20 protein-coding genes are annotated in these 24410 nt (G+C 62.3%); 9 read left to right on the plus strand and 11 right to left on the minus strand.

The features are described 5' to 3' along the window. Nucleotides 1-11: 11 nt before the first annotated feature. The 3 genes from NKH97_RS08890 to NKH97_RS08900 are packed head-to-tail and all read right to left on the minus strand — an operon-like array spanning nucleotide 12 to nucleotide 3189. Entirely contained in the window at nucleotides 12-1118 is a 1107-nt protein-coding gene (locus tag NKH97_RS08890) for an ABC transporter ATP-binding protein (RefSeq protein WP_352796195.1), read from the minus strand. Next, nucleotides 1118-1855, minus strand: a complete 738-nt coding sequence (locus tag NKH97_RS08895) for a GntR family transcriptional regulator (protein WP_127321023.1) — start codon at nucleotides 1853-1855, stop codon at nucleotides 1118-1120. Before NKH97_RS08895 ends, NKH97_RS08890 begins: the two co-directional genes overlap by 1 nt. Next, entirely contained in the window at nucleotides 1855-3189 is a 1335-nt protein-coding gene (locus tag NKH97_RS08900) for an aspartate aminotransferase family protein (protein WP_352796199.1), read from the minus strand. The genes NKH97_RS08895 and NKH97_RS08900 overlap by 1 nt, the downstream gene beginning before the upstream one ends. Nucleotides 3190-3203: 14 nt before the next feature. Between NKH97_RS08900 and NKH97_RS08905 the strand changes: the two genes are divergently transcribed. From NKH97_RS08905 to NKH97_RS08935, 7 genes are all read left to right on the plus strand, one after another. Then, a complete protein-coding gene (locus NKH97_RS08905) occupies nucleotides 3204-4367 on the plus strand; it encodes an ABC transporter substrate-binding protein (protein WP_128306012.1) in 1164 nt (387 codons plus the stop codon). 55 nt (nucleotides 4368-4422) lie between these two features. Beyond that, entirely contained in the window at nucleotides 4423-5598 is a 1176-nt protein-coding gene (locus NKH97_RS08910) for an ABC transporter permease (RefSeq protein WP_352796203.1), read from the plus strand. Beyond that, nucleotides 5595-6404 (plus strand): ABC transporter permease, encoded by an 810-nt coding sequence (locus NKH97_RS08915; RefSeq protein WP_128306010.1) that lies wholly within the window; start codon nucleotides 5595-5597, stop codon nucleotides 6402-6404. Before NKH97_RS08910 ends, NKH97_RS08915 begins: the two co-directional genes overlap by 4 nt. Continuing rightward, entirely contained in the window at nucleotides 6401-7579 is a 1179-nt protein-coding gene (locus NKH97_RS08920; protein ID WP_352796206.1) for an amidohydrolase, read from the plus strand. Before NKH97_RS08915 ends, NKH97_RS08920 begins: the two co-directional genes overlap by 4 nt. Then, entirely contained in the window at nucleotides 7579-9012 is a 1434-nt protein-coding gene (locus NKH97_RS08925) for an NAD(P)/FAD-dependent oxidoreductase (protein WP_352796209.1), read from the plus strand. The genes NKH97_RS08920 and NKH97_RS08925 overlap by 1 nt, the downstream gene beginning before the upstream one ends. Before the next feature lie 2 nt (nucleotides 9013-9014). Beyond that, the gene (locus NKH97_RS08930; RefSeq protein ID WP_164893115.1) at nucleotides 9015-9377 is read left to right on the plus strand and encodes a EutQ-related cupin domain-containing protein; all 363 of its coding nucleotides are present in this window, start codon (nucleotides 9015-9017) and stop codon (nucleotides 9375-9377) included. A gap of 177 nt (nucleotides 9378-9554) precedes the next feature. Beyond that, nucleotides 9555-10193: a response regulator transcription factor gene (locus NKH97_RS08935; protein WP_352773822.1), complete on the plus strand. Its 639-nt coding sequence runs from the start codon at nucleotides 9555-9557 to the stop codon at nucleotides 10191-10193. A gap of 351 nt (nucleotides 10194-10544) precedes the next feature. On the opposite strand, the gene NKH97_RS08940 is transcribed toward NKH97_RS08935, so the two are convergent. Further along, nucleotides 10545-12638 carry a DUF5801 repeats-in-toxin domain-containing protein gene (locus NKH97_RS08940; protein WP_352796213.1) on the minus strand — a complete coding sequence of 698 codons (2094 nt, stop codon included), beginning with the start codon at nucleotides 12636-12638 and terminating at the stop codon, nucleotides 10545-10547. 1166 nt (nucleotides 12639-13804) lie between these two features. On the opposite strand from NKH97_RS08940, the gene NKH97_RS08950 reads away from it, so the two are divergent. Beyond that, nucleotides 13805-15574 (plus strand): type I secretion system permease/ATPase, encoded by a 1770-nt coding sequence (locus NKH97_RS08950; RefSeq protein ID WP_352759528.1) that lies wholly within the window; start codon nucleotides 13805-13807, stop codon nucleotides 15572-15574. Beyond that, entirely contained in the window at nucleotides 15571-16920 is a 1350-nt protein-coding gene (locus NKH97_RS08955; RefSeq protein WP_352773824.1) for an HlyD family type I secretion periplasmic adaptor subunit, read from the plus strand. Before NKH97_RS08950 ends, NKH97_RS08955 begins: the two co-directional genes overlap by 4 nt. Before the next feature lie 21 nt (nucleotides 16921-16941). Here NKH97_RS08955 and NKH97_RS08960 read toward each other — a convergent pair whose 3' ends face one another. The 7 genes from NKH97_RS08960 to NKH97_RS08990 form a co-directional block, all read right to left on the minus strand. Beyond that, nucleotides 16942-17778 (minus strand): sulfite exporter TauE/SafE family protein, encoded by an 837-nt coding sequence (locus tag NKH97_RS08960; RefSeq protein WP_352752895.1) that lies wholly within the window; start codon nucleotides 17776-17778, stop codon nucleotides 16942-16944. 125 nt (nucleotides 17779-17903) lie between these two features. After that, nucleotides 17904-18650, minus strand: a complete 747-nt coding sequence (gene pldH / locus NKH97_RS08965; RefSeq protein ID WP_352736193.1) for a pyridoxal 4-dehydrogenase, SDR-type — start codon at nucleotides 18648-18650, stop codon at nucleotides 17904-17906. Nucleotides 18651-18688: 38 nt separating this feature from the next. Then, a complete protein-coding gene (gene ppaT / locus NKH97_RS08970) occupies nucleotides 18689-19867 on the minus strand; it encodes a pyridoxamine--pyruvate transaminase (protein ID WP_352796217.1) in 1179 nt (392 codons plus the stop codon). 26 nt (nucleotides 19868-19893) lie between these two features. Continuing rightward, on the minus strand, nucleotides 19894-20700 hold the full coding sequence (gene pldA / locus NKH97_RS08975; protein ID WP_352736195.1) for a 4-pyridoxolactonase: 807 nt from the start codon (nucleotides 20698-20700) through the stop codon (nucleotides 19894-19896). Nucleotides 20701-20747: 47 nt separating this feature from the next. Beyond that, the gene (locus NKH97_RS08980) at nucleotides 20748-21683 is read right to left on the minus strand and encodes a putative B6 ABC transporter permease subunit 1 (RefSeq protein WP_352796220.1); all 936 of its coding nucleotides are present in this window, start codon (nucleotides 21681-21683) and stop codon (nucleotides 20748-20750) included. A gap of 3 nt (nucleotides 21684-21686) precedes the next feature. Then, nucleotides 21687-22784 (minus strand): putative B6 ABC transporter permease subunit 2, encoded by a 1098-nt coding sequence (locus NKH97_RS08985; RefSeq protein WP_352796223.1) that lies wholly within the window; start codon nucleotides 22782-22784, stop codon nucleotides 21687-21689. Then, nucleotides 22781-24349: a putative B6 ABC transporter ATP-binding protein gene (locus NKH97_RS08990; RefSeq protein WP_128305801.1), complete on the minus strand. Its 1569-nt coding sequence runs from the start codon at nucleotides 24347-24349 to the stop codon at nucleotides 22781-22783. Before NKH97_RS08990 ends, NKH97_RS08985 begins: the two co-directional genes overlap by 4 nt. Nucleotides 24350-24410 lie beyond the last annotated feature (61 nt).

The following is a 24410-nucleotide window of genomic DNA, read 5'->3' on the forward strand; positions in this document are numbered from 1 at the left end:
GCCTTTTGTTGTTATCTATCGAGCGCGAGGCAATCCTCACGACCACAGCCCAATCGAACCGCCTCGCCCGCATTGAGTTCGGACCGAGACGACGATGCGGCAAGCTTGACAATGAATTTCAGGCCGCCCGCCGTCACAGCGACGAGCCGGATGTGATCCCCGACATAGACGGACTGAACGACGGTTGCCGCAATCACGTTGAGGGCGGTGGAGCCATCGTGCAATAAGGACATGCGCTCGGGCCTGATCGACAGCGTCACCCTGGCGCCCGCAGGGGGCGTCGCGCCAGCGGAAATGGCGTTCAACACCAGATCGCCATCGTCGAGACGGACGGCCACGCCACCGTTTTCACCGCCGGCAACCACCGTGCCGGACATGCGGTTGTTCTCGCCGATGAAGCTCGCCACAAAGCTGCCCGTCGGACGCTCATACAGTTCGCGTGGTGTCGAAAGCTGCTCGATGCGGCCGGCGCTGAACACCGCGATCCGGTCCGACATGGTCAGCGCCTCGGTCTGGTCGTGTGTCACATAAACGAACGTGACGCCAAGCCGGGCATGGATATCCTTGATTTCGAACTGCATCTGCTCGCGCAATTGCTTGTCGAGGGCGCCGAGCGGTTCGTCCATCAGGACAAGATTCGGTTCGAAGATCAGGGCGCGGGCAACCGCGACGCGTTGTTGCTGCCCACCCGAAAGCTGCGCCGGACGCCGGTTGCCGAATTCGGGCAACTGGACCATGTCGAGAACGTTCCTGACACGTCGCGTCACCTCGTCGCGGCCAAGTTTGCGGACCTCGAGCGGGAAAGCCAGGTTTTCGGCGACCGTCATGTGCGGGAAAAGCGCGTAGTTCTGGAACACCATGCCGATGCCGCGACGATTGGCGGGAACGTTGTCGATGCGCTGACCGTCAATGAGGATTTCGCCCTCGGTAGTATCTTCGAACCCCGCAAGCATCATCAACGCCGTCGTCTTGCCAGACCCGGAAGGCCCCAGCAGCGTCAGGAATTCGCCGCGCATGATTTCCAGGTCGAGCTGACGCACCGCCTGGACCGTCTGCCCGTAGCGCTTGCTGACGCCACGAAACTCGACATGAACCGGGCCACGCGGGGATCCGCCCATCACCGCGCCTGCGCCTTGGGATCACGGCGTGCCGAAGCCGGGCGTTTGCGCGCAGGCTGAGCCTCAGCCGCCGCGGCGGCGCGAAGAATGATGTCGGCGGCCTCGCGCAGGTCGGCCACCAGCGCCTTGCGCGCAGCCGCGCCATCGGCGCGACGCAGCGCCGCGAGCATTTCGTCATGATGGTCCAGGCCCAGGCCGTAGGTCACGTCCGAGCGGACGATGTTCAAGAACGGTCCTGCTTGCAGCCACAATTTCTCGATGATTTGCTGGATGAGAGGTGACCGCGCGGCATGGTACATCGTGAAATGGAAGCGCCTGTTCAAGCCGAGATAGCTAGCCATGACATTGCTCTCGACGCATTCGCGCATCAGCCCGTTCAGCTTCGCCAATTCATCGAGTTCTTCGGGCGTGATGGTCGTCGCGGCCCACTCGGCCGCCGTTCCTTCGACGCTGCAGCGCACACGCACCAGATCCGAAATACGCGCCACCGTGGCCTCGGGGACGATGACGCCCCGATTTGGGTGGTCGAACATCGCCTCGTCGCTGACGAGTTGCCGCAAGGCCTCGCGCACCGGCATGGCGCTGGTCCGGTACTGTTCGGCAAGCTGTCGCACGACCAGTCTTTGGCCGGGCAGGAAGTCACCGTTCATCAGTGCTTCCTTCAAGCCCGTATGTACACGAACATGAGCTGTCTTTTGCGCGGCCGAGCCGGCACTGGCATCCTTGCGATCAAGCATCAGTTTGTCCGGCGCGGCAGTATTTTGAGGTTGCTCGACAGGAAATCGTCGAATGCGCAGGCGAAGCCGTCGAGTTCGGCGTCGCCAGATGGCAGTGACAACGCCAGCATGCCGCGCGGCGTCACGTAGTACCCTCGCAACAGCATCTCGATATGCCAAAGCGCAATCACCGAAGGATCGGCATCGTCGAGCCGCGCCGGAGTATCCACCGGCCCCCTGACGAAATGCAGGTTCATCAACGACCCTCGCCCGATGACGATGCCCTCGACGCCACGCCTTTCAAGGGAAACGTTCATCGCTTCACGCAGGCGGTCGCCGCGCGCATTGATCGCGCGGCTCGCCTCTTGCGTCAGCACCTGGGTCAGACCGGTGAAGCCAGCAGCCATGCTGAGAATATTGTTGTTGAACGTCCCGCCATGCGAGAACGAACCGGGCAAAGCCGGATCGAAGCGATCGACGAGGTCGGCGCGTCCACCGAATGCGCCAAAACTGGCGCCGCCGCCGATATACTTGCCGAGCGTCACGAAATCGGGAAAAATCCCATGCGCCCCGTGGAGCGCGCGGTAGTCGAGGCGCGAAGTCATGACCTCGTCGAAAATCAGCAGCGCCCCGGTCTCCTTCGTCGCCGCGCGCAGCGCTTCCAGGAACTCACGCGTCGCCGGGATGCAGCCGCCGCCGCCCATCATCGGCTCGACGATCACCGCGGCAAGCTCGTCGCCCTGTTCCTTTATGAGCGCCACGGCGCCTGCACTATCGTTGTAGTCGGCGAAGACAAAGGGGAACGGTAGATTGAGTGGCGAGCCGCCATGCGCAAAGGTGAGTACACCACCGTGGTAGCCCTCGCGGAATGCGAGTATCTTCGAGCGCTGCGTGATGGCGCGAGCCGCCGAAATAGCCATGATGTTGGCTTCAGTGCCGGAATTGCAAAAGCGAACGCGCTCGATGGCCGGAAAGCGGTCAACCACCGCGGCAGCCAGGCGCGCTTCGTAGCGGTTGGGCGCACCCAGCATGATGCCGCCCTCTATGACGTTCACCAGGGCCGCCGAAATCGCCTTGTCGGAATGACCGTAAAAACCGGCACTGTATTCCGAGACCAGGTCGACATAGATGTGCCCGTCCAGATCGGTCACCCTGCAGCCTTCGCCGGAAACAAACGATACGGGGAATGGCGGATACCATAGAACAGCCCTCGTATTGCCGCCCGGCAACGATGCCGCGGCCTCGTTCTGCCGCGCCAGGCTGTTCGGGTTGGCGTCAGCGAAACGCTGTCGGGCCTCGTCCAGAACAGCAGCGAGACTGACATTGGCGCGTACGTCTCTGGTGCCTTGCAGCATTCGATCAAATCCCTTTGGCTTTTTCACTTTTTTGCACCGTATCGCAAATTCCTGTTGCTAATCAACCAATTTTGCGCTTGAAATTTGATCAAATATACAACGAAAAAGAAAGGGGAACTGCAATGAGGACTTATCTGCAAACCGTATCTGCCGCCGCGATCTGCCTCGCGACCTCGACTTTTGCCGTGTCCGCGGCCGAACCCGTCACAGTGGTCGGCTGGGGTGGTACATGGGATAAGGCCTACAAGGATGGGGTCTGGGACAAGTACACCGAAAAGACGGGCGTTCCGATCGTCATGGAAGAATGGGGCGGCGAGGTCGCCAAGGTGCGTGCCCAGGTGCAGGCGGGCAACATCACTTATGACGTCGTCTCGGTCGAAGCGCCCGCCATGGAAGTCGGCTGCGCCGAAGGCCTGTTCGTTCCGCTGACGCCAGAAATCACAGGCGACGCGGCCAATTATTTGCCGGGCACCCTGCACGAATGCGGCGTCGCGTCTGATACCTGGGCCACGGTCCTTGCCTATAACACAGATGTCTACAAGGGCGACGCCGCGCCGAAGAGCTGGGCGGATTTTTGGAACGTCGAGAAATTTCCGGGAAAGCGCGGCCTCTACCAGCAGGCGCAGTTCACGCTGGAAAACGCGCTGATGGCCGACGGCGTTAAGCGCGAGGACATGTACAAGGTGCTGGGCACGCCAGAAGGCGTCGACCGGGCTTTCGCCATGCTCGACAAGATCAAGGCGCACGTCGTCTGGTGGTCCACAACGACGCAGGGCATCCAGAACCTCGACAGTGGTGAAGTGGCTCTCAGCGACGGGTTCAATGCGCGCATCACCAACGAAGCCATCAACGAGAAGAAGCCCTATACGATCGCATGGGACGCTGGCTTCTTCTATGGCACCGACTACTGGGCGGTGGTGAAGGGCGCGCCGCACCAGCAGGCCGGGCTGGATCTCCTCAAGTGGTTCTCCATCCCTGAAAACCAGGCCGGCTTCTCGAAACTCTATGCCTATGGCACCGGCCGCAAGGAAGCCGCCGACCTCATTCCCGCGAATTGGAAGGCCAACCTGCCGACGTCGCCGGAGCACCTTCAGTACGGCGCCTCCTATGACAACGACTTCTGGACCGAGCACAAGGAAGCACTGGAAGAACGCTTCAAGGCCTGGCTCGCGAAGTAACCTAGGCATGTTGGTCGGGGCAAAGCCGGCTATGAAGCGGCGTCAACGGGGCGGCATGCTCGCCCTGTTGACGGCCCCGCTTATCCTGTTCGTCGTCATTCTGTTTCTGTGGCCGGTGGCGCGCTTCCTCGCTCTGGCCGTCGACAACTCGGATTTCTCGAACAACCTGCCGCGTACAATTGCCGCTCTGGCGGGCTGGAAAGCAGATAGCGGCCTGCCTGGCGAACCCGTCTTTGCAGCACTCGTCGAGGACCTGGCCGACGCGCGGCGCGCCGGGAAGGAAGGCGTCCTGGCGCAACTCGTGAACCAGCGCGTCGTCGGCAGCCGTTTCCTCGTCATCAAGACGGCAAAGGATGCGGCCGACGGCAAGCTGACTATGCGTCCCGTGCGCGACGAGGTGCTCTCCAAACAGGCCGGCTGGAAAGACATCGATCTCTGGCAGGTCATCGCGCGTCAACAAAGCGCGCGAACGGACTATTATCTGCTTGCGAGCCTGGACCTGAAGCGAGGCGCGGACAATTCGATCGAAGCCGTTTCCGCCGACCGCGCCATCTTCGTCGACGCGCTGCTGCGCACGATCTGGATCAGCATCGTGGTGACCGTCATCTGCGCGGTGCTCGCCGTGCCGCTGGCGCAGGCAATTGTCAGCGCGCCGCCGGCCTGGTCGAAGCTCATGTTCGCGCTGATCCTGTTTCCGCTCTGGACATCGCTGCTGGTGCGCACCGTCATCTGGATTATCGTGCTGCAGAAGAACGGACCCGTGAATTCCACGCTGCTTGGCCTCGGCATCGTCAGCGAGCCGCTCAATCTCATTTACACACGCTTTTCGCTCTATTTGGCGATGGTTCAGGTTCTGCTGCCCATGATGGTGCTCTCCGTCGTCGCTGTCATGCGGCGGGTTCCGACCACCTACATGCGCGCGGCACTTTCGCTGGGTGCGCCGTGGCTCACGGCATGGCGCCGCGTGCAGTTGCCGTTGATCCTGCCAGGAATCCTGTCTGGCGGGGCGATCGTTTTTGTCTTCGCTCTCGGCTATTACATCACCCCGACGCTTGTCGGCGGGCCGACCGACCAGATGATCTCCAGCTACATAGCTTTCTACACGAACAGCACACTGAACTGGGGCATGGGTGCAGCGCTTTCGCTGCAACTGCTGATGATCCTCGTCCTGTTTGCGTTGCTGTTCTGGACGGCGTCCGTCCTCTTCCGCCGCAAGGCGCATGTCGCATGAGCGCCGACCGCTTCCGGAAGTGGCTGATGTATGCCTATGCGGCGACGTTGCTGGCGTTCATCATCCTACCCCTGCTGATCGTGATCCCTATGTCGCTGACCTCGAGCAATTCGCTGGCATTTCCGACGCCGGGCTGGTCGCTGCGCTGGTATGCCGAACTGTGGGTCGACCAGCGTTGGCCGAACGCGCTGTGGAACTCGATCGTCATCGGGATATCCACCACGGTTCTGGCGTTGCTGCTCGGCATACCTGCGGCGATCGGACTCGCCTGGGGCAATTTTGCCGGCAAACGGATCCTCTACGCGGTCATCGCCGCGCCCTTGGTGACGCCGGTTGTCATCGTCGGCGTCGCGGCCTTTTCATTCTTCGCCACACTGGGACTCGTCGGCAACAAGCTATCGATCATTCTGGTGCATACGGCGATGGCCGTGCCTGTGATGCTGACGACTGTCGTCGCCAGCCTTTCGACCTTCGACCGGACATTGGTTCGCGCGGCGGCATCGCTCGGCGCCGGCACCATGCGCACATTCTTCAAGGTAGTGCTGCCGCTGATAGCGCCGGGCGTCATTACAGGGGCCATCATCGCCTTCATCATCTCTTTCGACGAAGTCGTCGTCGCAAGTTTCCTCTCGACAGGCGCGGAGCGAACCTTGCCTCGCATGATATTCTCCGGGGTTCGCGAGTCCATCAGCCCTGCTATCGCGGCCGTCGCTGTGCTGCTGATCGCCTTCTCGGCGACCCTGCTTGGTGTCATCGCCATCCTTCAGAGCCGCTCGCAAACTCTCCGCGCAAGGGCATCGGCATGAGACTGGTTCCATCGGTGCAGCAGTTGGAGACAGAGATGACGGCCTGGCGGCGGCATCTGCATGCCAATCCAGAACTCGGCTTCGAAGAGTTCGAGACGGCGCGTTTCGTGGCGGACAAACTGCGCTCGTGGGGCATCGAGACGATCGAAGGCGTCGGTCGGACAGGCGTCGTGGGTACGCTCAGGGGCAGGCTCGGCGCTGGTCGCGGGCTTGGCATCCGAGCCGACATGGACGCCCTGCCGATGACCGAGGCGCGGCCGCTGCCGCATGCGTCCCGCATTCCCGGGAGGATGCATGGCTGCGGCCATGACGGTCACACGACGATGCTGCTCGGCGCAGCCTCGGCGCTTGCCCGCTCGCCCGACTTCGCCGGCACCGTGCATTTCATTTTCCAGCCGGCCGAGGAGGGCCGAGGTGGGGCACTCGCCATGCTGAATGAGGGCCTTTTCGAGCGTTTCCCCTGCGATGAAGTCTACGCGCTGCACAATTGCGAACGGCCGCTGGGCGAGATCGCCGTCCACCATGAGACGGTGGCAGCGGCGGCCGATCGCTTCGAGATCGTCGTGCATGGAAGGGGCGGCCATGCGGCGATGCCGCATCTTGCGATCAATCCACTTCCCAGCGCCGCGCGCATCCTGCTGGCGATAGAAGCCCTGCCCGGACGCCTGACCGATGTGCACTCTCCGGCAATCGTCACCGTTGGCAGCCTGCGCGCCGGCGAAGCCTTCAACACCATCCCCGATGCGGCGTTTCTGACCGGCACCGTGCGCACCTTCGACCATCAGGTTCAAAAGACGCTGGAGACGGCAATCCGCCGCATCGCGAAAAACGAGGCTGAAGCTTTTGGCGCCAGCGTCGATATTCGCTACGAAACGCCCTTCGCGCCGACGATCAACACTCCGGCGCAAGCCGACGCGATGATCGCGATTGCGAACGAGGTGATGGGCTCGGAACGTCTCGTCGTCGATCCGCCTCCCGAGATGGGTTCTGAAGATTTCTGCTACATGTTGGAACAGCGGCCGGGCTGCTATTTCTTGCTTGGCCAGGCGGACGACGCGCACCAGGCCGCCGCGCACGACACCAATTACGATTTTAACGACGCTATCCTGCCGATGGGCGCCAGTCTTTGGGTCAGGCTGGTGGAGCGCCGCCTGTCCGCGGCAGGCGCATCGTGATGCAGTTGCCGGAAAAAGACATCCGCTGGCGGAGCCATTGGCTGCGGCAGGCATTGCCCGAGGACCCGGACCTTGCGCCTCCGCTCGAAGAGACAACGCAGGCCGACATCTGCATCGTTGGCGGCGGGTATCTCGGACTGTGGACCGCCATTCGCCTCAAGCAGCACAATCCAGGCTTCGATGTTGTCATTGTAGAGCGCGACATTTGTGGTGGTGGCCCGAGCGGCCGCAATTCCGGAATGGTGCTTTCGGCATGGACCAAATACAGCGCGCTTGCCGCGCTACGCGACGGAAACGACGCGCTTTCGATCATCAAGGCATCCGAAGCCGCGATCGGCGGCATCGAGGCTTTCTGCAAGGCCGAGGCAATCGACGCCTGGTTCGATCGCATCGGCTGGATCTGGGGCGCTACGTGCGAAGCACAGCTTGGCGCCTGGGACGACGCGTTAAACAAGCTGGCAGCGCATGGCTACGTTCCGGCGCGGCGAGTTTCGCGCCCTGAGATCGCGGCGATGGCCGGTACGACGAGCCACCTTGGCGGTGCGTTCGACGCTTCGTCGGCAACTGTGCATCCAGGGTTCCTGGTGCGCGGCCTGCGTCGTGCAGCGCTGAACCGCGGCGTTCGGATCTATGAAAAGTCGCCGATGAAGCGGTTTTCACGACGTGGCAAGCTCACGGTGGAAACGGCGAAAGGAACTGTGTCCTGCGGCAAGGTCGTGCTTGCCATGAATGCCTGGTCCGGCGCGATTCCGGAACTGGCCCCTGCGATCTTCAACATCTCCAGCGACGACGCCATGTCACAGCCCATTCCAGACCTTCTCGACAAGGTCGGCTACCGCCGGGCGCCGCTGATGATCGATTCCCGCGTCTTCGTTGGCGGTTGGTCTCCGACGCGCGATGGTCGGCTGTCCGTCGGCGTCAGCGGTGGCGTCATTGGCTTCGGCGGCATCGTCGACCAGCGTTTCCATGGCCTGTCGCCACGGGTCGCCGAAATGCGTCGCGCGCTGCGGGATGGCCACCCAGCGCTCGCCGATTTCCCGCTCGAGACATCGTGGAACGGCCCGATCGACCGGACGGTCAGCGGCGTGCCGCTGTTCGGCGCTTTGCCCGCTAACCGCGATGTCGTCTACGGCTACGGCTTTTCCGGCAATGGCACGACAATGGCTTATATCGGCGGCGAGATCCTCACCGGCCTGCTGACTGACGGCGAATCGGAACTGACGCATTCGGCGCTGGTGCGTCCGGTGGCGCGCGGTTTCACGCCCGAACCCTTTCGCTTCGTCGGTGCGCATTTCGTCCGTGGCGCGGTGCGTCGGCGCGACGATCTCGAACATGCCGGGCGCAAGCTGGATCCGGTGACGAGATGGCTCGCCGGGATGGCTCCGTCCGGCGTCACTCCCTCCAAAGCCAATCTTCGCGCAAAGAAAGGATGACGATGTCCAAGGCCAAGATTTTCAAGCACAGCGAGTTGACTCTGAAGCCATCAGTCACGCCGACCGGAACGTCGTCGATCGCGCGCGTGATCAATGCCGAGATCAGCCGGACCATGGGCGGTGGCATCGAGTATCTGGAGAACGCCTCGATCGACTGGACCGTGACCTATGACGAGGTGCTGTTCATCCATGAAGGCACGCTGACGATCGAACTGGATGACGGCCGCCACGAATGCCGCCCTGGCGACATCGTCTGGCTGCCCAATGGCACGCATCTGAAATACATCGCAACCGAACGCACCGGCTATTTTTACTGCCTGTACCCGTACGACTGGGCCGCGCGGCAAGGGACGTTAGAACCTTGAAAGTGACAGGCATATCATAGGTTGGCTTTTTACGGCGCCGATCCGCCTGGCAGACGGCGGATTGTCATTATAGCAACATGCATATTAGCTATTCCTTGACAATCTGCCTGGGCTCTGGTTTCCTGATTTAACGGGTGTTTAACCAAGTTCGTTGCGTTTTTTTCGGACGGTGTTGGTATGTCGACTTTGGTTGTCGCCGACCCGCGGGGGGTGTATCTCGCCGGTCTGGAGTGGGTGTTGCAGAAGGCTGGGCACGATGTTGTCGCCCAGTGTCGCCGCCCTGTGGACGTTCTCGCTCATGTGGAGCGCCATCAGCCTGATATCGTCATCGTGGGCGTGGATCTCGCGGACCAGCAGACATCAGGTCTCTCCTCACGGCTGAAGGCTGGCAACAGCGCTCTCGGCATCATCTTCATCGTGCAGCCAACCGGCAGGCTCGATGTCAAGGAGATACAGACGCTCGACGTCGACGGCCTGTTTCTGGACGGCATCAGCCATCGCTTTCTCATCGAATGCGTGAATGCGGTGGCGGCGGGCAAGAAGTGGATCGACAACAAGATTGTCCAGCAACTGCTGATGCCCGGGTCGCAGCCGCAGTCAATGTCCCGGCTGACCGGGCGGGAGACCGAGATCGCCGATCTCGTCTCGCGCGGGTTGCGTAACAAGACCATCGCGCAGCGGCTGCATTTATCCGAAGGCACGGTGAAGATGCACCTGCATCACGTCTACGAGAAGCTGCACCTCGGCGGCCGGACGGAACTGGCCTGGATGACGCACGGCAAAGGCCTCGCCCCCCCAGGAACGGGCCTCCTCTGAAAGCAGCACTTTTTACGGGCATCGACGTGAGGCCGGCAGCGGGCCGGAAAGCCGCGCGATGGCATCGGCCGTGACACCCTCTGTTCTCGACGATTGCGACAGCCTGCTCTCGGTCCGACCCGCCTGATAACCGGGGCATTTCAGATTGGCTTGGCGGTTGCTGGCTCTCCCCTCCTCCGGTTCCTTCAGCCAAACAGGCTGGTTGTCGGAAAGCCGCCACAGCATACACCGCAAGCCGCCGCTTTGCATGTCGCCTGGTTTGAGTCCAGAGCCTTGGTGTCTTGAACATCCGGCCCCTCGAAGGGGGCCGGATCGCCTGCGTTGAAGCTAATGAAGGCTGCGAGAACGTCATCAAACGATGAAGTCCTGGCTTGCGAGGATGCTCAGTGTTTGCGTAGCAGCATCCCCGTCGAGGTCGGTGTTTGCCAGAGTGAATTCGAACGGCTGATCGTCAACTGGGCCCTCGATGCTCGTCGAGAAGTCGAGGATGCGAACACCCGAGTTGGCACCGCCGACGTGGAACTGAACGTAGGCCGTGTCGAAGGCTTGCCCACCATCGTCATCGATGGTCACGGTCTGATTGCCCGAGCGCAAGCCAGTAACGTTTTCGATGGTGTGATCGATCAGATTGCCGCCATCGTCGTAAAGCCACGATTCTACGGTGATGGCGTTGATGTTTCCAATTCCTGCGACCGCGAAGGTTAGATTGTTGATGTCAGACCCGTCCGCAGTGGAGAAGGTGAAGCCCTCGTTGTTATTGATCTGCGAAGCCTGACCGCCTTTCACGCCGAAACCAACTGCATCGGGGTTAAGGTCGTCAGCCGCTACAGTCGGGCCTCCCAGTGGAGTGGTGTTGAACGGCACAAAGGCTGCCTCGGTCGCGTCCGCTGCGGGCGTAGCGTTGAAGATCAGGCCGTCAAAGACGATGCTGCCGGTGTTATCCACCGTGGGTACTGTCAAGGTCTCCTGGGGACCGCCCGACTTGACCGCATTGAAGTTGAGGTCGGACTGCTCACCCTGGGGTGTGAAGAGCACGTCGAAGGTGTATCCCGAGTCGGTCACGTTCAGTTGGTAAAGATCCGTATCGGTGGCCACGTCGCGGTACGTCAGCGTGGTTCCGTCGTTGGTGAGAATCTCCTCGATGTCAGCGCCACCGAGATCGGTATATTGGGTGATGGTGACGTGTGAGCCGTCGGCTCCGGGAGTAAGGTCGAACGTCCCTGTGTCCTGTTGATTGGCGGCCAATCCGACCTGGAACGGCGTTGCATCACCAGTGATGCCGTCGAACGTCGGCCCGGCATCCTCGAACACGAGGTGCGTCCCGAGATCCTCGTGGTTGACGACCGTCACCTCGCTCGATGATGGGAACGCGACTTCAAGGTTCTCAACGCGCACACCGGAGGTGCTCTGCTTCGTGTCGTAGGTAAATCGAACGTAGATTTGATCGACGCTATCCGCCGACTCGATGGTATAATTCTCAAAGACGGCGCTGCCGGAAGGTAAAGTTACTGTGTCAGTGCCATGCTCAACTATCACCCCATTATCGATAGTCCACCACTCGATGTTAACGCTCTTCACACCGCCTATGCCCTGGACGTCGAACCTGATGCCGCCGATCTCGTTCGCATCCGGAGTGGCAGAAGTCCAGGCCGCGTCTTGGACGAAGAAGCCCTCATTTTGATTCATCTGAGAGGCTTGGCCTCCCTTCACACCGAAGCCGACGGCGTCGGGATTCAGATCATCATTGGTTCCGGGGTTCTTGTTGATGGTCGTCGGATCAGTGACTGCACCTGCCGGGAAGATGATGCCATCAAACTTGGCGCTGTGATTGTCAGTGAGATCGGCTGTCGCAACCGTGAGTGTCTCCTGTGGGCTACCTGACGGGATCGACGCGAAGTCCAGCACCTGAAACGTCGTTACAAGTTCGGTGGTCGTTACATCCAGTGTGATCTTGCCCTGGGCAAATGACAGGATGTCGTCATCGTCAATGACAGGAGGATCACCAGGAACGTTGTGCTGCAGCGGTTCGTATTGAATGAGGTAAATCTGCGCCGATGACAGGTCAGTCTCGTCAAGCGCAACCGCGAACGCCAAGGCGCCAGCGGGATCGGCGTCACCATTCCCGTCGGCCTCGCGCCCATAAATGATGCCGTCTTGGTTGTAGAGGAAGATTTCCACACCGTCGACGGTAAAGAGGCCGCTCGACGTGCCGTCAGCGGGGATCGACAGCGCCAGATCGGTCGCTCCGGTTGTGTCAAGGAGGGCGGTGTTGACGGCCACCTGCGGGAAGCCTGTCGCGGGGTCGGTAGGACTGATTCCAAGCACGCCGAGAGCGATGAGCGCGTCGCTCAGCGTCTGGTCGAGGAGGACATCATTATCATCGGTGACGGTCTGTAAGCCGATCTGCTCGTCGAGAACGAGATTGGTGGCGGTAATCGTAGTCATAATCTTCCTCCCAATTGTGATCGAGCTGTTCCAGGGTCAGTTGGAATTAGGTCAGGGCGCGCCGAAAATGGTGGATTTCGAGAACCGGAACAGAGCACGCCTTGACGGGCGTAAGTTCCGGAGGCGTAGAAAGCTACGATTGCCCGTCCGCCATCACTTGAGATGCCACTTGAAATGCTAACAAACCCCAGATGCTCAGGGGTCAATTTGGCGCAGCCTAAGGATGGCAAGTCAACTTTCCGTCTGGTAGTATTCTGACCTATATCGAACGATATATATCGTTTTCGATAGGGTCGCCGTCGACAGTATAAATGGGAATATTGACTTGGCGGAGAAGCGCCGTAGTGAATACCCGCGCCGGAGCAAACCATACGTGTCAAAAGCCTTGGCCCGATCGGCGTCGCCCTCTATGTAGGGCACGTCGCTTAGCGATCGCCGGAGCTTATCGGGTTGCGCAGCCCGGCGAGCGCGGATGAGCTTGGCCGTGTTGGGTGATCAGGCGCGGTTCTTGAAGCGCCCGCACTCATTGACAGTCTCGATGATCTCACAGTGATGCGTGAGACGATCCGAGTTCATCGAGGACGACGAAGCCGAGGCGAGTGAGATAGTCGGCGCGACACTCGGTCTTGAGCTGGTTGAGCAGATCGACGACGTTGCACCTATACCACGTTTACGAAAGCTGCACCTCGGCAGCCGGGCGGAGCTGGCCTGGATGGCGCATGGCAAAGGCGCTGCGCGTCCAGGAACGGGCCTCCTCTGACACCAGCACTTTCAACTGGCATCGACATGAAGCTGGCAAAGGGGCCGGAAAGCCGCGTGATGGCATCGGCCGTGATACCCGCCGCAGCGCCTGCGCCGGCCTGATCTATCGAAAGGTATATATCGTTCGATCAGGTGCGGACATTGATCTCAATACTATCGAACCGGGAATGGACGCCTCCTCGTCGGCGGCGACACAATCGAGGATCAAAGGCCGCAGTTCAGCGCGTCAGCGCGCCAGCGGATGCACTCGGGGGATGCACTCGGGTAGGGCATCTGGGGGGATCCCCTTTTCTTTATGCGTTCAAAAAGGGGGGAATCTCGATGGCACTCACCATAGCAACTTATGGCTGGACTAACTGCAATCCCTTGCGCCGGATGTCACTCCGCACACCAGAGAAATAGCGATGAAAACCAAGCAACAGCCCCCTGCCCTGCAGGTAGTCATGAAAGAGGTCAAACGCGCCATTCGGCCGCTGATCTGGTTCAGCGGAGGCATCAACGTGCTGATGCTGACCGGGGCGCTTTACATGCTCCAAGTCTACCACCGCGTGCTCGGCAGCCATAGCCTGGAGACGCTGGTGATGCTTTCGCTGATGGCGGCGGCCGCGCTCGGGACGCTCGCCGGGTTGGAAGTAATACGCGGGCGTCTTCTGGCCAAGGTCGGTTCCTGGATGAATGCGCGGCTGGGACCGGTTCTGCTGACTGCATCGGTGGAATACGCCGCCTCGGCGCCCGGCCAGGCCAACGCCCGTCCATTGCGCGATCTGGACCAGGTGCGGAATTTTTGCACCAGCCCGAGCGTCTTCCCGATCCTCGACGCTCCTTGGGCGCCGCTGTTTTTCGCTGCCATTTTTGTCATGCACCCATGGCTTGGATGGCTGGCGCTCGGCGGCGGGATCGTCCTGTTCGCTTTGGCGCTGCTCAACGAATACGTCACGCGAAAGCCCTTGACCGAGGCTGCGGGTGCGCAGTCGCGGGCATATGTGCAGGCCGAGGCTGCAATCCGCAACGCCGAGGTCGTCCAGGCCATGGGCATGCTGAAGCCCCTGTTGGAGGGCTGGAAGGCACAGCAGGACGAGGCGAACAAAGGACAAGTTCTTGCCGCCAACCGGGGTGGGGCCATCGCGGCTATCGCGCGTTGTCACCGGCTGGCCCTGCAAATGGCGATACTCGGCCTCGGCGCCTATCTGGTACTTCGCAACGAGGCCTCGCCCGGTATCATGATCTCCGCCTCGATCCTGATGGGCCGCGCATTGTCACCGGTCGAGCAAGCCATCGGCACATGGAAGGCGACGCTCGGAGCGCGTGCCGCCTATCGGCGTCTCACCGCTGTCGCCGGACAGCACCGGGAATCCACACCGGTTCTGCCGCTACCACGACCGAAAGGCAGGTTCGAGGCCGAGAACATTGTGCTTGCCCGACAGGGTGGCGAACATATCCTGAAAGGCATCAACTTCCGCCTCGAGCCGGGTGAAGCGATGGCGTTGATCGGTCCGAGCGGGGCTGGCAAGACGAGCCTGGCGCGCATACTCGCCGGTGCCTGGCGCCCGTCCGCGGGGCGCGCCTTGCTGGACGGAACGGATGTTGCCCAATGGGCGGCGGAAGACCGTGGCCGTCATGTCGGCTACCTACCGCAGGACATCGAACTCTTCGCCGGCACCGTGTCCGAAAATATTTGCCGCTTCGCGACGCTCAACCCGGCGGTCTTCAACAAAGTGGTCGAGGCCGCGCAGTTGGCAGGAGTCCACGAACTGATCAAGGGACTGCCGAAGGGTTACGCCACCGAGATCGGCGAATCCGGCGCCGTCCTGTCAGGCGGGCAGCGCCAGCGCATCGGGCTGGCGCGGGCACTCTACGGCGACCCCGCGCTGCTTATCCTCGACGAACCCAATTCCAACCTCGACAGAGAGGGCGAGGAGGCATTGATTGCTGCTCTCGGCGTGGCCAAGGCCACGAACACAACCGTTATCCTGATCGCGCACCGCCCCAACCTTTTGGACAAGATAGACAAGATACTGGTGCTCAACAGAGGTCAGCAGGATCTCTTCGGGCCGCGCGACCATGTCTTCAACGAACTCGCCAACCGTGTCAGCAAGGTGGCCCATCTGCCCAAGGCGGCCCAGTTGCCAGCCCTTGAAGTGGTCAAGGAAATCAAAGAGGTCAAGGAAGCATGAGCCGCCCCCCCGGATTGAACGTCGTGCCGCTACCCCTTCCCCCGCCCTCGCTGCTGGAACCGGTGCCGCTGCGTCTCACCGGCGTGACCTGCACCGGGTTCGCGATCATGTTCCTGTTCTTCGGCGTGGCCGGGGGCTGGGCGGCACTGGCGCCGTTGGACAGCGCCGCCGTGGCGCCGGGCGTTATCAAGGTGGCCGGCGACCGCAAGCTCATCCAGCACCTCGAGGGCGGCATCATCGCAGAGTTGAACGCCGCCAACGGGGATATCGTCAAGACCGGCAAGGTCCTCGTCCGGCTCGACGACACGCAGGCAAAGGCGCAGCTCGACCTGATCCAGAACCGGATAGCAACGCGTGAGGCGCTGGCCGCGCGTCTCAGGGCCGAGCGTGACGGCAAGACCGGGATCGAGTTCAATCCGGCGTTGCTCGCAGACCCCGCCACGGCCGTGAAGGACGCGGTGGCCGCACAGCGTGACGTGTTTGCCGCGAAGCACCACAATCTGAAGGACGAGCGGGAAATTCTCGGCCAGCGCCGTCACCAGGTCGAGGAAGAGATAACGGGACTGGAGCAGCTTATCGTCACCGAAGACAAACAGATCGAGGCAATCGAGGATGAAAGCAAAGACCTTGAGGGGCTGCTCAAGAAAGGGCTGACCACCCGCGAACGGAACCTGTTGCTCAGACGCCAACAGCGGGAGATCGAAGGGGAGCGCGCTACCAACATTGCCGCAATCGCCCGTGCCGGAAGCGCCATGGCCGAGATTGATATGCAGATCCTGAACCTCAACACAGTGCGGCTGAACCAGGCCGTCGATGAGTTGAGCAAGGTCGAGGCGGAGTTGTTCGACCTCGGACAGCAGGAGCGCTCCGCCAAGGACGTGCTTGACCGCACCAACGTCGCCGCACCGGTTGACGGCATCGTCATGGACCTGAAGGTCCATACGGCAGGCGGCGTCGTGAAACCCGGTGAGACATTGATGACGATCGTGCCGCTCGGACAACAACTCGTGGTCGAGGCCATGGTCAAGCCGGAGGATGTCGAGACGATCGCACCCGGACAGCTCGCGCGCGTCAGCTTCCCGGCGTTCGCTCGCTACAACCTGCCGCCGCTCGAGGGCGTCGTGGAGATCGTGTCGGCTGACCGCATGGTTGAGGAACGCAGCGGCGCACCTTATTTCGCCGCGACGGTTGTGATCGACAAAAGCGAACTCGGCAAGCTGGAGGGCCGCAAGCTGCTGCCCGGCATGTCGAGCGAGACGATGATCCGGACGGGGGCTCGCACCGTGCTCTCTTATCTCGCCGAGCCAATCACGCAGAACTTCCGCCGGGCCATGCGGGAAAAATAGCCGTACGCCGCCCAACGAAATTCAAGACAGCAACATTCGCCCGGCCGTGATCGCCAGGAAGAACGCAAAGGCGAGTTTCAGGTAGCGCGGGTTGAGCGCGTGGGCGAGCTTGGCGCCCAACGGTGCAAACAGAAAGCTCATGGGCGCTATGATGGCAACCGCCGGCAGGCTGACGTAACCCAGGCTGAGCGGAGGCCTGCCGGCGATTTCAAGACCCGACCAGATGAAGCCGGCCACTGCCGGAAGCGCGATAAGCAGGCCAAGCGCCGACGATGTGCCGACGGCACGATGCACCGGAAAGGAAAAACTGGAAAGCGTCGGCACCGAGAGCGTGCCGCCGCCAATTCCCATCAGCGAAGAGACAAAGCCGATCACAGCAGCGATCGCGCGGTTGATCCAGCCGCTTTGCGGCAGGTGATCGGAGATCACGAGGTGCTTCGGCAGCGCCATGTTGACGGCCACCAGCAGGCCGACGACGCCGAAGACCAGCCGCAAGCCGGCGCCCGGGATGAATTTCGACATGATGCCGCCGACGAGGGCACTGGCGAAAATGGCCGGTCCCCACAGAGTGAGCAGAGGCCGATCGACATTGCCGCGCCTGTTGTGCGACCGCATCGACGAGATCGAGGTGGGGATGATGACCGCGAGCGAGGTCGCGACCGCCAGATGGCTGATCACAGCAGGCGAAAAGTGGAACAGGCTAAGCACCCAGAACAGCACCGGGACGATGACGATGCCGCCGCCGACTCCCAGCAGACCGGCGAGCACGCCGGAGGCCATTCCGGTCATGGCCAAGCCAGCGACCAGCATTGCAATCGTCAGCCCGTCGAAAACCGACGTGTCGAATCCGAAGTCCACCGTGATTTTTCCTTGATTGGCTATTTGCGGCACGGCCTTGCGGGCACGGCCGCGCTCCCGCTGTTGCGACCCAAAAAATGCAGGTCGCCCAGAAGGGTCATAGCGTTTTTGGAATGCGCTTTTGGTTAGTGGCGCACCATCCCGGCGTCGACATTGAGCGTCTGGCCGGTAATCCAGCGCGCATCGTCGGAGGCCAGGAACGAAACCACGTCGGCGATATGTTCCGGCTGCCCTTTGCCTTTCATCGCCTGAAGCATCTCGACGAAGCCGAACGCCTCATTGTGCGGGCTCGCCTTGACGCCGTCGCTCTCGATCAGGCCGGGCGTTACCGCATTGGCGGTGATGTTGTATTTGCCAAGCTCGGTGGCGAGCGCCCTGGTGAAACCGATGACGCCACCCTTGGCCGCGACATAGGCCGCCATGTTCGGCGTGCCGGCAAAGAAGGTGTTGGATGCGATGCTGATCACCCGTCCGGCCTTCCCCGCCGCACGCATCTGGTCCGTACCGGCACGGCTGACGATGAAGGTGCCGGTCAAATTGACGTCGATGATCTTGCGCCAATGGTCGAGATCGACATCGTCCCAGGCGACGAACGGCACGATGCTGGCATTGTTGACCAGGATGTCGATGCCTCCGGTCAGGGTCTGGATTTCGGCGAAGAGCGCCTTGACGGATGCCGAATCGGAAATGTCCGCGGCGATCGCCCTCGCCTTCCCGCCTATCGTCGCGGCCGCCACCCCGGCGCCTTCGGCATTGATGTCGCTGACGATGACGGTTGCCCCGTCGGCGGCCAGCCGCGCTGCGATCGCCTTGCCGATACCCTGCGCGGCGCCCGTAACCAGGGCCGTCTTTCCCGCAAGCCGTTCAGTCATGAAAATGCTCCCTCAATCCGTGATCTGATGATGTCTGTTCAGGCGTCGGCGTCGATCACGGCCAGCGCCGCATCGATGCCTTTGCCGATCGCCAGTTTCTGGCCGGCCGCGTTCATGGCCCCGCCAAGTGCCGTCAGCGCCGCGATCGCGTAGATCGGCTGCGCGGTCGGTCCCATATGGCCGATGCGTGTCAGCTTCCCCAAGGTCTCGCCGCGGCCAGACGAAAACACCACGCCGTAGCGGGCACGCGCGGCCTGGCGAAGCGCCTTCTCGTCGACACCTTCGGGCGTGCGGACGGCGGTCGTGGTCGGCGACGCGATGCTGTCGCTGGCGGCCCAGATCGATAGGCCCATCGCGGCGACACCCGCGCGCATGGCCTTGGCGGTGAGCGCGTGGCGCGCCCACACCGCCTCCGGTCCCTCATTGAGATAGAGGTCGAGCGCGACATCGAGCCCGTTGATCTCCGAGACCGACGGCGTGAATGGAAACGGCTTGTCCCGCGACCACGCATGCTCCCAGTCGACGATGCTGAGCATCGACGCGCGCGGCGCCAGGGGATTGGCCTTCATCTTGGCCCAGGCCCGCTCGCTGACACCCATCATCGTGAGGCCGGGAGGCGCGCCCAGGCATTTGTTCGGGCCGGTGACATAGATATCGGCCTTGCAATCCTCGGGATGCGTCTTCATCCCGCCAAAGGACGAGACGGCGTCGACGATGAGATAACCGCCATGCGCCGAAACCAGCGCGCCGATGGCGTCGATCGGATTGATGGTGCCGGACGGCGTGTCGTGATGGCAGACGGAAACGACGGTGATTTCCGGATGCGCCTTCAGCATTGCCGCAACCGCCTGCGGGTCGATCGCCTCGTTGTAGGGCACCTCGATCTCAAGCAGATGTGGCGAATAGCGCTTCGCCCAATAGCCGAACCCCTTGCCGTAAACTCCGGAGGCAAGATTGAGCACGACGTCGTCGGGCGCGATCAGGGAGGCCGCGGCGGCCTCCAGGCCAAGCACCGGCTCGCCATGCAGGATGACCGGCTTGTTCGACAGCCGCATCGCCTTTTGCGCCTTGTCGACCACACCCTCGTAGAAGAGCTGGAACGCCGGGTCGTAGTCGTAGAGCACCGTGCGCCCGAGGCCGCGCAGCACTTCAGGATAGGCGTTCACCGGCCCCGCGGTCAGGGTGATGACCGGATCGGCATGTTCGAGATAACGCATCGTCTTGGTCTCCGGATTGCAGGTGGTCAGCCGTAGAATTGCGTGCCGGTCCTGTAGGTCTTGAAGTTGTCCATGTCGTGCGAGTACATCAACTCGGCGCCATGGTCCTCGGCGAGTTTCTTCACCTTGCGCATCGAATTGACGCCCGCCACCGGATCGATGTGGAAGGCCGCCTGGCACAGCGTTTCAAGGCTCTTCTGCGTATAGGCCGCGTCGATCGTGAACATGATCGGCTTGCGCTTGGGGAACTCGACCAGCAGGCTGTAATGGCCGATCGAATGGCCGGGCGTCGAGATCAGCCGGACGCCCTTAGCGAGGTCGATGTCGCCATCGACCCCCTCGAAGGTCGAGTTGGCGCGTGTCGTGCCCGCCAGCAATTGGCCGGTCGCGCCACGGGCCTCCGCCGCTTCCGCCGAGAAGCTCAGGTCGGAATAGCCGAGATGCTCGAAAGGCTGCGGATTGCAGGCCTGCGGCACCTCGGTCCGGTGACAGATCTTCTTGGCATGCGGAAAATACTTGTTGCCGCCGCAATGATCGAAGTGGAAATGCGAGTTGACGACGACGTCGATGTCCTTTGGCTCAAGGCCGAGCAGCGCCAGGGCGCCGGGGATGGTCTGGTGCTTTTCCTGGATCGGCTTTTCGAACGGCAGCACCTTCATCACATGATCGTAGTCGTAGCCGGTGTCGATGAGGAACCGACCCTCGGCATGCTCGATCAGGATCGAATAGACGGGGAAGCGCACTTCACCGCCAGGGCCGCGATTCCAGAACACATGATAGCCGTCGAGAACGAGCGAGCCGCCGTCGAGCAGGTAGACCTTGGTATCCGACATTCTTGCCTCCTTTATTGGCGCGGGTCCCGTCCGCGCATGAATTGTGCTCAGCGCGCGCCGCGCTCGTATGGAATGCCGAGCGCCGCCGGCAGGCTCGCGCGCCGGCCGAACAGCACCAGCATGATCATCACCGCCAGGAACGGCAGCATCTGGATGATGTCGGTCGGTATGTTGATGCCGGCCACCTGCATGGCCGTCGTCAGCGACAGGCAGACGCCGAACAGCAACGCGCCGAACAGCACCCAGATCGGGCGACCGCGCGCCAGCATGGCCAGCACGATGCCGAGAAAGCCCGCGCCATTGGTGATGAACGGAATGAACAGCCCAGCCCCGACATTGGCGAGATAGGCGCCGCCGAGCCCAGCCAGCGCTCCGGTCGTCAACACGGCGATGGTGCGGGTCCGCACCACATCGATGCCGGCGACATCGAGCGCGGCCGGCTTGTCGCCTGCCGCCTGCAAATTGAGGCCGAGTTGCGTGCGCCGATAGAGGTAGCTCATGCCGAAAACCAGCGCGACCGCCAGATAGACGATCAGATGATGCTTGAAGAATGCAGGCCCGATGACCGGGATGTCCGAAAGCAGCGGAATGACGGTCGCATCCGCCGCGGGCAGGCGCGGGTAGCTGCGTGAGAACTGGAAATGGTGGAGCAGTGCCGTCAGGCCCTCGAGCCCCAAGGTCAGCGCGATGCCGATGACGATCTGGTTCAGCCCGATGCGCACGCAAAGCAGCGCCATGACAAGCGCCACCGCAGCACCCCCGACGGCACCGGTGAGAAAGCCCAGCCACAGCGACCCGGAATAGAAAGCGCCGACAAAGCCGAGATAGGCGCCGGCCAGCATCATGCCTTCGATGCCGATATTGAGCACGCCCGCCTTCTCGGAGATCTGCTCGCCGAGCCCGGCCAGCAGCAGCGGGATCGCCGCGGTGACGGCGCCAAACAGGAGCGCGCTGAGAAAGACTTCGCTGAACAGCCTGGTCATGCCCTAGGCCCTCCGCGACTGGTTGTATCGGTGATCGAAATATTCGGCGAGCGCGAGCACGATCAGCACGATGGAAACCAGCACCAGCGTGAAATGATTGGGCACGCCGAGCCGGCGCGCCGCGCTCTCGCCGCCGATCGAAAGCACCGAAAGCAGGAACACGAAACCGATGGCTGCAAAGCCGTTCATGCGGGCCAGAAACACGGCGGGTATCACGGCAAGCCCGTAGGCGGGATTCCAGTCGGCGCGGACATTGCCCTGGACGCCGATGATGTCGACGGCACCGGCAAGTCCGGCAAGCCCGGCCGAAATGGCAAAGACGGCAACCGTCAGGCCGGGGACGCCAAGCCCTGAGTGAACCGCCGCCCGTGGATTGGCGCCGACGATCCTCAGCTTCAGCCCGAACGCCGTGCGTGTCATCACCAGATGCACGATGACGATCGCCGCCAGCCCAAGCAGCAGGCCACTGGTGATGGTCGTTTCGAACAGGCGCGGCAACCGGTCCTCCACCGGCAGCGTGCGCGTCTGCGGCACGGTCGTTCCCGGATCGCGAAATGCCAGCTTGACCAGCACATTGGCGAGCGAAGTGCCGAGGAACGTCATCATCAGCGTGGTGATGATCTCGTTGACGCCCTGATAGGCACGCAGCAGGGCCGGCACCAGCGACCAGATCATCGCCACCACCATGGCGACGAGGAACGAGCAGAACAGCGCCAGCCAGGCTGGCATGATCTGCACGAACACGGGAGCGCTGGCAGCCGCCGTCACCGCGCCAAGCAGGAACTGCCCGTCGCCGCCGAGATTCCACATGCCGGCGCGAAAGGCCACGATCAGGCCGGCGGCAAGAAACAGCAGCGGCGCCATGCGCGTCAGCGTCTGCTGGATGCCGAGCGGCGAGAACAGTCCCTTCTCCAGCACGAAGCCATAATAGGCGAGCGGGTCGACGCCGACGGCAAGCAGGATACAGCCGGCTATGACGAGAGCGATGAGGATCGGGCCGAGCGTCATCAGCAGCCGATGCAGGATGTCGCGGCGCGTCGCCACCCCGCTCGTGGCATCGAGTGCGGTAGCACTGACCGTGGGGGCGGTGTCGATGCTCATGCGGCAAGTCCGATCATCAGGCGACCGACCTTGGTGCGGGCGTCGTCTACGTTCTCGACGGTGCCTACCAAAGCTCCGTCGGCGATGACGGCGATACGGTCGCACATGCCAAGCAATTCCTCGAGGTCGGTGGAGATCAGCAGCACGGCGAGGCCACGCGCCGCCGTGTCGCGGATGCGCTGGCGCGACGCCAATGTGTTGGCGAGATCGAGCCCATAGGTCGGCTTGTTGAAGATCACCACCTTGGCGCCCTCAGCCAGTTCTCGCGCCAGAAGCACCTTCTGGATGTTGCCGCCGGACAGCCGCGCGACAGGCGTCTTCAGGCTCGGCGTACGCACGTCATATTCGCGCACGAGCTGGGCGGCGCGCTTGTCGATCTCCGCGCGTTGCTCGACGCCGTTGCGCCAGAACGGGGCCGCGCCGACCTGCTTGAGGAAGAAGTTGATCGACACCGGGAAGGTTCCGACAGTGCCCTCGCCCAGCCTGTCGTCGGTCAGGTAGCGAAGGCCGCGCCGGCGGCGCTCGCCGACGCTCAGCGTCTCGATGGCGGCGCCTTCCAGCCGCACCGAGCCGCCGGCAGCTGTACGCTGGCCGGCCAGCGCTTCCGCCAGCTGCTTCTGGCCGTTGCCGTCGATGCCGGCTATGCCCAGGATCTCGCCCGGGCGGATGTCGAAGGAGATCGACGACAGGCCCGGTGCATTGTCCGTCGGTGCTACCGCCAGATCCGTAACCTGAAGCAGCGGGGCCGCTTCTGCTCGGGCAGTGCGGACCGGACGCTCGACGGCTTCCGGATCATCCTTCTGCTTGCCGAACATCAATTCCACGATCTCGGAGACGATCTCCTGTTCGCCCAGCGTGCGAAACCGCTCGGGCGGGATCTCTCCGACCTTGCGGCCAAGCTTCAGCACCGAGATGCGGTCGCCGAAGGCAGCCGCCTCCTTGAGCTTGTGGGTGATGAAGACGATCGCCAGGCCCTGCTCGACAAGGCGGCGCATCAGCGCGCCCAGTTCGTCGATACCTTTCGGCGTCAGCATGGAGGTGGACTCGTCAAGGATGAGCAGCCGGCTGTTGCGCAGCATCGCGCGCAGGATCTCGACCTGCTGCTGCTCACCGAGCGACAACTCCGATACCTTGGCTTGAAGCTTGACGGTGATGCCGAGCGTGCCGGTGATCTCGGCGACGCGCGCCGCCAGTTCCTCGGTCCTGGGGCGCTGCCACCACGGCCCGCCAAGCAGAAGGTTCTCCGCCACCGTCAGCGTCGGCACCAGCATCATGTGCTGGAATACGGTGCCGATGCCGAGTGCCAGCGCATGGCGCGGCGAGGTGATCGGCGTCGGTTTGCCGTCGACCAGTATGCGTCCTTCGTCCGGCTGCTGCAGGCCGGACAACATGCCGATCAATGTCGATTTTCCAGCGCCGTTCTCGCCCAGCAGCACATGCACTTCGCCCGGGCGGATCGACAGGTCGACGCTGTCATTGGCAACGATGCCGGGGAACCGTTTGGTCACGCCTTCAAGCGCGACGATGTCGCGCCCGGCAACGGACGATGAAGAAAAACCGCTCATGAAAGCCCAGCACCAAAAAAAACGGGAATCGTCCGGAGGGGTGAACGGATCACCCCTCCGG

The sequence above is a fragment of the Mesorhizobium sp. M0870 genome, from assembly GCF_040319775.1.
In the GTDB taxonomy this organism is placed as follows: Bacteria; Pseudomonadota; Alphaproteobacteria; order Rhizobiales; family Rhizobiaceae; genus Mesorhizobium.